This window comes from Gammaproteobacteria bacterium (genome assembly GCA_028819075.1).
Classification (GTDB): domain Bacteria; phylum Gemmatimonadota; class Gemmatimonadetes; order Longimicrobiales; family Gaopeijiaceae; genus BD2-11.
Map to the genome: position 1 here is coordinate 1 of JAPPMM010000033.1, position 9,137 is coordinate 9,137.

The 9,137-nt window shown below is 64.3% G+C and carries 10 protein-coding genes; 8 read left to right on the plus strand and 2 right to left on the minus strand.

Features of this window, described 5'->3' with window-relative positions:
• The 4 genes from OXU32_07790 to OXU32_07805 form a co-directional block, all read left to right on the plus strand.
• Positions 1-1,521 (plus strand): hypothetical protein (locus tag OXU32_07790; protein ID MDE0073868.1); only part of this gene is annotated, 1,521 nt, incomplete at its 5' end.
• Positions 1,522-1,553: 32 nt separating this feature from the next.
• Positions 1,554-2,729: an AAA family ATPase gene (locus tag OXU32_07795; GenBank protein MDE0073869.1), complete on the plus strand. Its 1,176-nt coding sequence runs from the start codon at positions 1,554-1,556 to the stop codon at positions 2,727-2,729.
• Positions 2,726-3,292: a DUF4276 family protein gene (locus tag OXU32_07800; GenBank protein ID MDE0073870.1), complete on the plus strand. Its 567-nt coding sequence runs from the start codon at positions 2,726-2,728 to the stop codon at positions 3,290-3,292. The genes OXU32_07795 and OXU32_07800 overlap by 4 nt, the downstream gene beginning before the upstream one ends.
• Before the next feature lie 8 nt (positions 3,293-3,300).
• A complete protein-coding gene (locus OXU32_07805) occupies positions 3,301-6,624 on the plus strand; it encodes a Swt1 family HEPN domain-containing protein (protein ID MDE0073871.1) in 3,324 nt (1,107 codons plus the stop codon).
• Positions 6,625-6,700: 76 nt separating this feature from the next.
• On the opposite strand, the gene OXU32_07810 is transcribed toward OXU32_07805, so the two are convergent.
• Together OXU32_07810 and OXU32_07815 are read right to left on the minus strand one after the other, a co-directional pair.
• Positions 6,701-6,913: a type II toxin-antitoxin system HicB family antitoxin gene (locus OXU32_07810; protein ID MDE0073872.1), complete on the minus strand. Its 213-nt coding sequence runs from the start codon at positions 6,911-6,913 to the stop codon at positions 6,701-6,703.
• Complete coding sequence (locus OXU32_07815) at positions 6,913-7,164, minus strand: type II toxin-antitoxin system HicA family toxin (GenBank protein MDE0073873.1); 252 nt, start codon at positions 7,162-7,164, stop codon at positions 6,913-6,915. The genes OXU32_07810 and OXU32_07815 overlap by 1 nt, the downstream gene beginning before the upstream one ends.
• An 859-nt stretch (positions 7,165-8,023) precedes the next feature.
• Here OXU32_07815 and OXU32_07820 point away from each other — a divergent pair.
• The 4 genes from OXU32_07820 to OXU32_07835 form a co-directional block, all read left to right on the plus strand.
• Positions 8,024-8,263, plus strand: a complete 240-nt coding sequence (locus tag OXU32_07820) for an AlpA family transcriptional regulator (GenBank protein ID MDE0073874.1) — start codon at positions 8,024-8,026, stop codon at positions 8,261-8,263.
• 25 nt (positions 8,264-8,288) lie between these two features.
• Positions 8,289-8,576, plus strand: coding sequence for a TrbC/VirB2 family protein (locus tag OXU32_07825; GenBank protein MDE0073875.1), 288 nt, complete (start codon positions 8,289-8,291; stop codon positions 8,574-8,576).
• Positions 8,576-8,881, plus strand: a complete 306-nt coding sequence (locus OXU32_07830) for a VirB3 family type IV secretion system protein (GenBank protein MDE0073876.1) — start codon at positions 8,576-8,578, stop codon at positions 8,879-8,881. Before OXU32_07825 ends, OXU32_07830 begins: the two co-directional genes overlap by 1 nt.
• Positions 8,878-9,137 (plus strand): hypothetical protein (locus OXU32_07835; GenBank protein ID MDE0073877.1); only part of this gene is annotated, 260 nt, incomplete at its 3' end. The genes OXU32_07830 and OXU32_07835, both read left to right, overlap by 4 nt.

A 9,137-nucleotide genomic window follows, 5' to 3' on the forward strand; every position in this document is an offset into this window, starting at 1 on the left:
GGCGCGAGGGCGTATGCCGAGGCTGTCGGCGTGTATCTGGCATTCGCGGTGGACAAGGGTGCCAACTATTGGTCCTCCCTTTGTGCTTGGCACACCGGAGCCCAGAAGCTGGTTTCTACCTTTGGACGCCAAGCTCTTCCGATGGTATGGGATTACACGGAGACCAATCCGTTCAGCTCCTCGTCCGGCAACGCTTTGTTGGGCGTCCAACAGGCGGCAAAGATGATCGAGAAATTGGGCATAGGCGTTCCGGGTACTGGATCTCAGGCCGATGCCGCGACGCGGTCGGACGGTCGCTACAAGGTTGTTTCCACGGACCCCCCGTACTACGACAATATCGGATACGCCGACCTTTCCGACTTTTTCTACATCTGGCTTCGCCGATCGCTGAGGCCCGTGTTTCCCGGCCTCTTCGCGACTCTCGCCGTGCCGAAGGCTGAAGAGTTGGTTGCGACTCCCTATCGTCACGAAACAAAAGAAAGGGCGGAAGAGTTTTTTCTCAACGGGATGACCCAAGCCATGGGGCGACTCGCCCGGCAGTCCCACTCCGCGCTTCCAGTCACCATCTACTACGCATTCAAGCAGGCAGAAAAGAGAGCTAGTGGAGCGAGCACGAGCACTGGTTGGGAGACGTTCTTGGCCGCCGTGATTAGGGCAGGTTTCAGCGTTACAGGAACTTGGCCAATGCGAACGGAATACACGGGCAACCTCAAGAAGAACGTAGCCGCGCTCGCGTCCAGCATCGTTCTCGTCTGCCGTCGCCGCCCCGCCGATGCCCCTCTCGCCACACGCCGCGAATTCCTCACCGCCCTCCGCTCCGAACTCCCCACCGCCTTGGCGGTCATGCGATCCGGCAACATCGCCCCCGTTGACCTCGCCCAGGCCGCCATCGGGCCGGGTATGGCCGTATACACCCGGTACGGGAAGGTGCTCGACGCCAAAGGAGAGCCGATGAAAGTTCGCGAGGCGCTGGCGATGATCAACCAGATCCTCGACGAATCGCTCGCTGAGCAGGAAGGCGACTTCGACGCCGACACCCGATGGGCGCTTGCTTGGTTCGAGGAGAGTGGCTTCGAAGAAGGAGAATTCGGAGTGGCGGAGACGCTGTCCAAGGCCAAGAACACCAGCGTGAGCGGGTTGGTGGAGGCAGGCATCCTCGAGTCTCGCGGGGGCAAGGTCCGTCTGTTCAGGCCTTCCGAGTTGCTCTCCGAATGGGATCCGTCCGACGACACTCGGCTCACAACTTGGGAGATGGTCCACCACCTGATTCGGCTCCTCGAGTCTGGCGGGGAGAAGGCGGCGGCAGGTCTCGTCAGGCGCCTCGGCAGCGTCGCCGATGTCGCGCGCGACTTGGCCTACAGGCTCTATTCCATCTCGGAACGGAAGAAGCGCGCCCCGGAAGCGCTGCAATACAATAGCTTGGTTCAGGGCTGGTCCGAGATCAGGCGGCTGGCCAGCGCCGAGGTCCCCGAAAAGCAGACGGGGCTGTTCGATGCCAGTAACGAGGACAAGAGTTCGTGAGCGACGAGATCCGCCAGAGCGGAGGCCGGGACATGCGTATCGAGAATATCGAGATACGAAACTACCGGCTGTTCCGCGACGCGAAGCTCGGGAATCTCCCCCAGCTCACGATTGTCGTGGGAGCCAACGGTTCGGGCAAATCCACCCTGTTCGATGTCTTCAGCTTCCTGAAGGACTCCTTGACCCACAACGTGGCGACCGCGGTGGCTCGTCGTGGCGGCTTCGGAGAGCTGGTGTCGCGCGGCTGCGAAGGGCCGATCGGGATCACGGTTCAGTTTCGAGAGAGTGGCGGGCGGCTCGCGACCTACATCCTTGAGATCGATACACAGGACGGGCGGATCGTCGTCGCCCGCGAGATACTCCGCTATCGCCGAGGGAGGTATGGGAAGCCGTGGCATTTCGTCGACTTCAGCCGTGGAGAGGGATCCGCGATCACCAACGAGTCGGTGTACGGGCAGGAGGGTGTGCAGGCGGAACGCGAGGAATACAAGCTGGACGACCCCAGCGTGCTGGCCATCAAGGGACTGGGGCAGTTCCGTCGTTTCCGGGTGGTGTCGGAGTTCCGGAGCCTGATCGAGAACTGGCACATTTCGAACTTTCATATCTCGGATGCGAGACCCAGTGTGGAGGCGGGGTACGCAGAGCACCTTTCAACCAGGGGCGACAACGCTGCCCAGGTCGCCCAATACCTCTTCCAGCACCATCCTGACTGTTTCGACCGGGTCCTCAAGGCGATGGGCATGCGGGTCCCGGGCGTCAGCCGGGTGGAGGCGAAGCCAACGGAGGATGGCCGTCTGGTGCTCCGGTTCCAGGACCACGCCTTCCGTGATCCGTTCATCGCTCGCTACGTGAGTGACGGAACGATCAAGATGTTCGCGTACCTGATCCTCCTCTATGACCCCAAGCCGCATCCGCTTCTCGCGGTTGAGGAACCGGAGAACCAGCTCTACCCGGATCTTTTGATCGAACTGGTCGAGGAATTTCGGGACTACGCGAGACGTGGCGGCCAGGTCTTCGTGTCGACGCACTCCCCCTACTTCCTGAACGGTGCCGGGCTGGACGAGGTGTTCTGGCTGGCCAAGGAGAATGGCTATACGACCGTGCGGCGGGCGTCCACCGATGAATTGCTACAGAACCTCGTTCACGAGGGTGACAAGCTGGGCACGCTTTGGAAGCAGGGACTGTTCAAGGGTGCCGGGCCGCGATGACTCGAGTGGTATTCCTGCTCGAAGAATACTCGATGCAGGCATTGCTGGACGGGCTCCTCCCTCGGCTGTTCCCCGGTCTGCTGTTTCAGTGCGTGCCCCACGACGGAAAGGCTGATCTGGAAAAGAGCATACCCAGGAAAATGCGCGGCTGGCGGGAACCCGGTGTCCGTTTCATCGTGGTGAGGGACAACGACCGTGGGGACTGTCTCCGTCTCAAGGACCACCTTAGCGGAATTTGCTCGGACCGGCCGGAGGAAGACTGGCTGGTCCGTATCGCCTGCCAGGAACTCGAAGCCTGGTATCTGGCCGAGCCGGACGCGCTGGCCGAAGCGTTCGAGAAGGAATCCCTCCGCGGGATCGGCTCCAGAGCGCGCTTTCGCAAGCCTGACGCCGTAGCCCATCCGGCCGAAGCGCTGGCCAAGCTGGTCCCGCAGTTCCAGAAAGTGTCCGGTGCGCGTCTCCTCGCCGAACACCTTACCCGCGAGCGAAACCGATCACCGAGCTTTCATGCCATGATGGACGGGATCGAACGACTCGCCTTACGGCTTACCTCCACCACCTAATCGGACATATGGCGATCACCAACCACGAACGCGTCGGCAAGGCGATGGAGCTTCTCCGCACCGGCTTGGGAGCCTTCGTCGAACGCGAGATCAAGTCCGCCCACCCCGGACCCAACCCGGCCCGCGAGACGTTACGCTATCTGGACAACCACAAGCTGGCCGGCCGGCCGATCCCTGAGTGGGACGCCCACGCTCTACTCATGCTGATTTGGCAATCGTGGAACGCAGTCTTCAGGACAACTCTGGGCCACGCGGAGCGCAACTACGTGTCTGAACTCCGCGACGCTCGGAATCGGTGGGCTCACCAGAGGAGCTTTTCCACCGAGGACGCTCAGCGCATTCTCGACTCAACGCATCGCCTGCTTTCGGCCATCTCGGCACCCAACGAAGCGACCGAAGCGGACAAGATGAGGAACGAGTTGCTTCGGCTGCGGTTCAACGAACAAGCCCGTCAGGAGCGGCGGCGGGGTGCCCAGACGGCTCTCAAGATCGGCGCGTCGTCGTCTCTTCCCGCCTGGAGGGAAGTGGTTGTGCCCCATCAGGACGTGGCGACTGGTCGATACAACCAAGCGGAGTTCGCCGCCGATCTCTGGCAGGTCTACATGGGGGAAGGCGCTGCCGAGTACCGCGACCCGGAGGAGTTCTTCCGGCGCACCTATCTGACAGAGAGTTTGCGCGGCATGCTTGTCGGGGCCGTCAGGCGCGTTACGTCGGGCACGGGCGACCCGGTCATCCAGCTTCAGACCAATTTCGGCGGGGGCAAGACCCACTCGATGCTTGCCCTGTACCACTTGTTCTCGGGCACGTCGCCAGCGAGCCTCGCCGGTGTGGATGAACTCATGGCCGAGGCCAAGGTAGAGGGACTGCCGCAGGTTCGGCGGGTCGTTCTGGTCGGCAACAAGATCTCGCCCGCGCGACCGGACCGAAAGCCTGACGGCACTGTGGTCCGAACGCTTTGGGGAGAACTCGCCTGGCAGCTTGGCGGACGCGACGCGTACGCCCGTATCGCGGCCGACGACGAGAAGGGGACGAGCCCCGGCGACGCCCTTCGCGGCCTGCTCAACACCTTCGGTCCGTGCGTGGTTCTGATCGACGAGTGGGTGGCCTACGCGAGACAGCTTCACGACCGTAGCGACCTTCCGGCCGGCAGCTTCGAGACACAGTTCACGTTCGCCCAGACCCTAACGGAATCGGCCAAAGCGGCATCGAACTGCCTCCTCGTGATCAGTCTGCCGGCATCGGACACGGCGGGTTCTCCGCACACGCGGGCCGACGATGTGGAGGTCGGCGGGGTGCGCGGTCGCGAAGCGCTGGATCGGCTCGGAAACGTAGTTGGCCGGCTGGAGTCCGCATGGCATCCCGCCACGGCCGAAGAGGGCTTTGCCATCGTGAAGCGACGTCTATTCGCACCCATGACCGGCGAGGCGTACAAGCAGCGCGATGTCGTCGCGAGGGCCTTCGGGGATTTCTATCGACGGCAACACCAGGAGTTTCCGGTTGAGTGCCGGGACGGCGAGTACGAGCGGCGATTGAAGGAGGCGTACCCAATCCACCCGGAGGTGTTCGACCGGCTTTACGAAGATTGGTCCACCCTGATCCGATTCCAGCGCACGCGAGGCGTCTTGCGGTTGATGGCGGCCGTCATTCACAGCTTGTGGGAGAAGGGGGACAAGAGTCCCCTCATCATGCCGTCCCTAGTGCCGATCGACGATCCGCGAGTGCAGTCCGAGCTTACGAGTTACCTCCCGGACCGATGGGTGCCGATCATCGAATCGGATGTGGACGGTGCTAACTCTCTGCCCCTCCGCATGGACGGGCAGTACAGCAATCTTGGCAAACTGAATGCATGTCGGCGCGTCGCCCGAACCGTCTACTTGGGGTCTGCCCCCCTTAAGGAGGCTGCGAGAAAGGGGATGGACGACCGCAGGGTGAAGCTCGGTTGCGTGCTTCCCGGGGAGTCGCCCGCGATCTTTGGCGATGCGCTACGCCGCCTGTCCGGAGCGGCGACCTACCTGTACCAGGACGGCCCCCGTGTCTGGTACGACACGCAGCCCACCGTTACCAAGCTTGCGATGGACAGGGCGGCCCAGCTGGAGCGCGATCCCGACAAGGTCGCCGACGAGATCAAGCGCCGGGTGCAGGCAGACGCCGCGAAGCGGGCAGATTTCCACGGCGTTCACTGCTTCCCGCGGGAGGCGGCGGACGTTCCCGATGACCCGAGCGTACGGCTCGCCATCCTCGGTACGGACGCGTTCTACATCAAGGGCGGCAAGAGCCCAGCGGAGGCGGCGGCTCGGCACTTGCTCGACTCCAGGGGGACCGCCCCCCGCCTCTGCCGGAACGCGGTCGTGTTTCTCGCGCCGGACAAGACCCGACTCCAGGACTTGGAGAGCGCGGTTCGATTGTATCTGGCGTGGAAGTCGATTGTCCGGGAGAAGGAGGTCCTCAATCTCGACCCGTTCCAGTCCAATCAGGCCGAGAACCGCCTAAAGGCAGAGGACGGGCGGGTGAAGGGCCAGCTCCCGGAGGTTTTTCTGTGGCTGCTGGCCCCGATCCAGGACAAGCCGGCGGACGAGGTGAGTTGGGAGGCGCTTCGCTTGACGGGAACCGGCGAGTTGGCGGTCCGGGCGAGCGCCAGGCTGCGGCGCGAGGAGCTACTCGTGACGAGCTACGGGGGTACCCGGCTGCGGATGGATCTGGATCGTGTTCCCCTGTGGCAGAACCATGTGGAGATTCGCCAGTTGGCCGACCACTACTCGCGATACCCGTATTTGCAACGAGTAGAGGATCCCTCGGTGATCGTGGAAGCGGTTAGGGAGGGAGTCAATCTGATCACTTGGCAGACGGAGACCTTCGCCTACGCCGAAGGCTACGATGAGGACCAGGGACGATACCTCGGGCTTCGTGCGGGCCAGGCCCTGTCTCCCCTGCCCGCCGATGGTCCAGGTTTGGTCGTTCGCCCGGAGATCGCCCGGAAGCAGATGGATGCGGAAAGGCCGACACCGCCGACTCAGGAAACAGCAACGGAGGACGCCGGGGACGGCACTGACACGCAGGCGGGAGCCGGAAACGAGACCGGATCGGAAACGCGCGCTCGCCCAATACGGTTCCACGGCAGCGTGGGCATCGATCCGATCCGGGCAGGCAAGGTCGTGGGACAGGTCGCCGAGGAGGTGGTCTCCCATCTCAGCGGTCTGGTCGGCTCCAAGGTTTCACTAACGCTTGAGATCGAGGCGGAGCTACCGGATGGCGCGCCGGACCATGTTGTGCGAACGGTTACCGAAAACGCACGCACACTCCGGTTCGAGACCCAAGGATTCGAGGACGGCTGAAGGAGTCCCAGCACGATAGGCCGGGCCAAAGCAAAATCCGGGCACCCCCTCGCACGCGGTTGACCAGTCTGCGCCGTCAGGCGAGCATGAGGCGCTCGCCCTTGGGCTCCGGGACAGGCCTCCCCAACTCCCGCGCCCGGTCGATCCAGAACTGCATCGCTTCCTTGATGTTGCCGAGCGCAGTCTCTTGGTCGGCACCGTGCGCCATGCACCCGGGCAACTCCGGCACCTCCGCAACGAACGCCTCGTCCTCGTTACTCCAGTAGAGGATGATCTCGTATTTGAACATCAGTCCGCTCCCAGCTTGTACTTGAGGATCAACCGCCGAACCTGCCTCACCTGGTAGGGCTTGGCATGGCCGCCCCGCCTCTGGAGGTTGACGATCTCCACGACCCCTTCCTTGTCGAATAGGTGGTGGCTGCCGCGCACGCGCTCGTCGAATCCAAGATACCGCATCAGCGCCCGAAGTTCATCGAATCGGATGTTCGCGTCCGAGCGGCCCCCGAGGATGGTCCGGACCAGCCGCTCGCGGCGACTCATGGGTTAGCTGCCCCTACCGGCATGTAGACTCCCCGGGGGATGCGCGGGAGCCGATCCGAGCGCACGAGGCGGGATAGCGACCGGACCACCGCGGCGCGGTCGCCGAGGTGCAGCAGGTCGTCCCCCCGTAACGGCGTGGCCTCGGCATGCTCCATGGATCCGCCCAAGGCAGGCTGTATCATCGCGTTCGCGTTCTCCGTCGCAAGTCGAAGCGGTCCAATCAATATATGGGGAGTCCGCACTGTAGCGACTCTCGGGAGCGAACGGCCCGGCCCCCGCCCGCCGCCATGTGTCCCTGCCCACGATGTACGACGGACCAACCCGTCTCTCCGGTCCTCCCTTCCGGCCATTCCGGCCATGTTCCGCCCCACCGGGGCCGACCGTGTGGCCGAGCTTCCCATGGCGCTTCTGGAGTTCCAACGGGGGTGTTTCGCCGCCCCATTGGCGGAGCCTTCCGAAGAGCCTGACCCAACATGACCCATCATGATACCCCATAACCACTTAGCCGATCTATCAGCAGTTGACGCTCTTGAAAACACGCATTCACCGTTATGGGCATCGACGCAGAAGAAACGGCGGTCATGGCAACGCTGGAGGAGCTATTCAAATCGCGGGTGAACGCGTTTCGCGAATGGCCGGGCCTGAGGCCTTCGCCATTGGGCAAGCGGGCACTGGGCAATCCGGGTCTGCCGCGCCGGATCGAGGCCGGATGTGCGCGGTCGCTCAGGACGGCGGACCGGGTTCCGGCGTTCATCGGCAACCACGGCCGGGAGACAGGTGGTGCCCGGGATCCTCCCCCCTCGCCCTTCGTAGCGGACGCCATCAACGCGAACGGGGAGGCACGACCAGGAGGAGAAGCATGACCGAGAACCCCGAACAGCAAATGGGACCGCCGACCCGCTTCCTGCGGATGTCGGAAGTGCAGGCTCGGACCAGCCTCTCGCGAAGCACGATCCGAAGGTGGGTCAAACAGGGGATCTTCCCTCAGCCGATCGCGCTGGGCGAGCGCGTGCAGGGCTGGATCGAGGCAGAGATCGACCAGTGGATCCGCGAACGGATCGCGGCAAGCCGGGGCGTCGGAGAGACCGTCGCCCATTGAACCCTTCAGGGAAAGGAAGGAAACGATGAGAACGTTGCTGACGACGATGCGGGGAGCCGCGTGGGCCGTGCTGCTCATGCTGACGCCCGGTGCGCTGACGGCGCAGGGCACGAGTCCGTGGGTGGACGCGGTGAACGAGCTTCAGACGCAGTTCACGGGACCGATCGCGCGGGGGCTGTCGCTGATCGCGATCGTGGTGGGCGGGCTGATGTTCGCGTTCGGCGAGGGCGGGAGCAAGCGCACGCTGGCGGGGATCATCTTCGGGATCGGCATGGCCGTGGGCGCGGTGAACTTCCTCGGCTGGCTGTTCTGATGCGGGGTCTGACGCGCTGGGCGGGCTACGCGGCACTGAACCGCCCGCTGACGGTGCTGGGCGTGGAGCGGCGTCTGTTCCTGCTGGGCGCGACGCTTGCGGTCGCGGTGTGGAACGCGACGGCCTCGCTCGTGGCGGGCGGCTTGGTGTTCGCGGGCTGCTACGGCGCGGGCTGGCTCGCGGGCCGGAGGGACCCGGCGATGCTCGCGGTCCTCCGCGCGGCGGCCCGCTATCCGGCCCGGTTCGATCCGGGCAAGTGGGCGGACGAGCCCTGGCATCTCCGCATCCGGACGGACTCGAAGTGAGGGTCGCGGAGGAACGCCGGGCCTACGAGGCGGCGGGGTCGCTGGCCGAAGAGCTGCCCTATTGGGGCTGGCTCGACGATGGCCGCACCTGTCTGACCCGTGCGGGCGAGTTGGTCGCGGCGGGCCGGATCCGGCCCGCCGCAGTGGACGGGCGCACGCCTGAGCAGATCGACCGGGTGCTCGGGCTCTGGCAGCGGTTGCTGTCGGGGCTCGGTTCCGACACGCGCCTCCAGTTCCACATGCTCCGGCGTCCCAG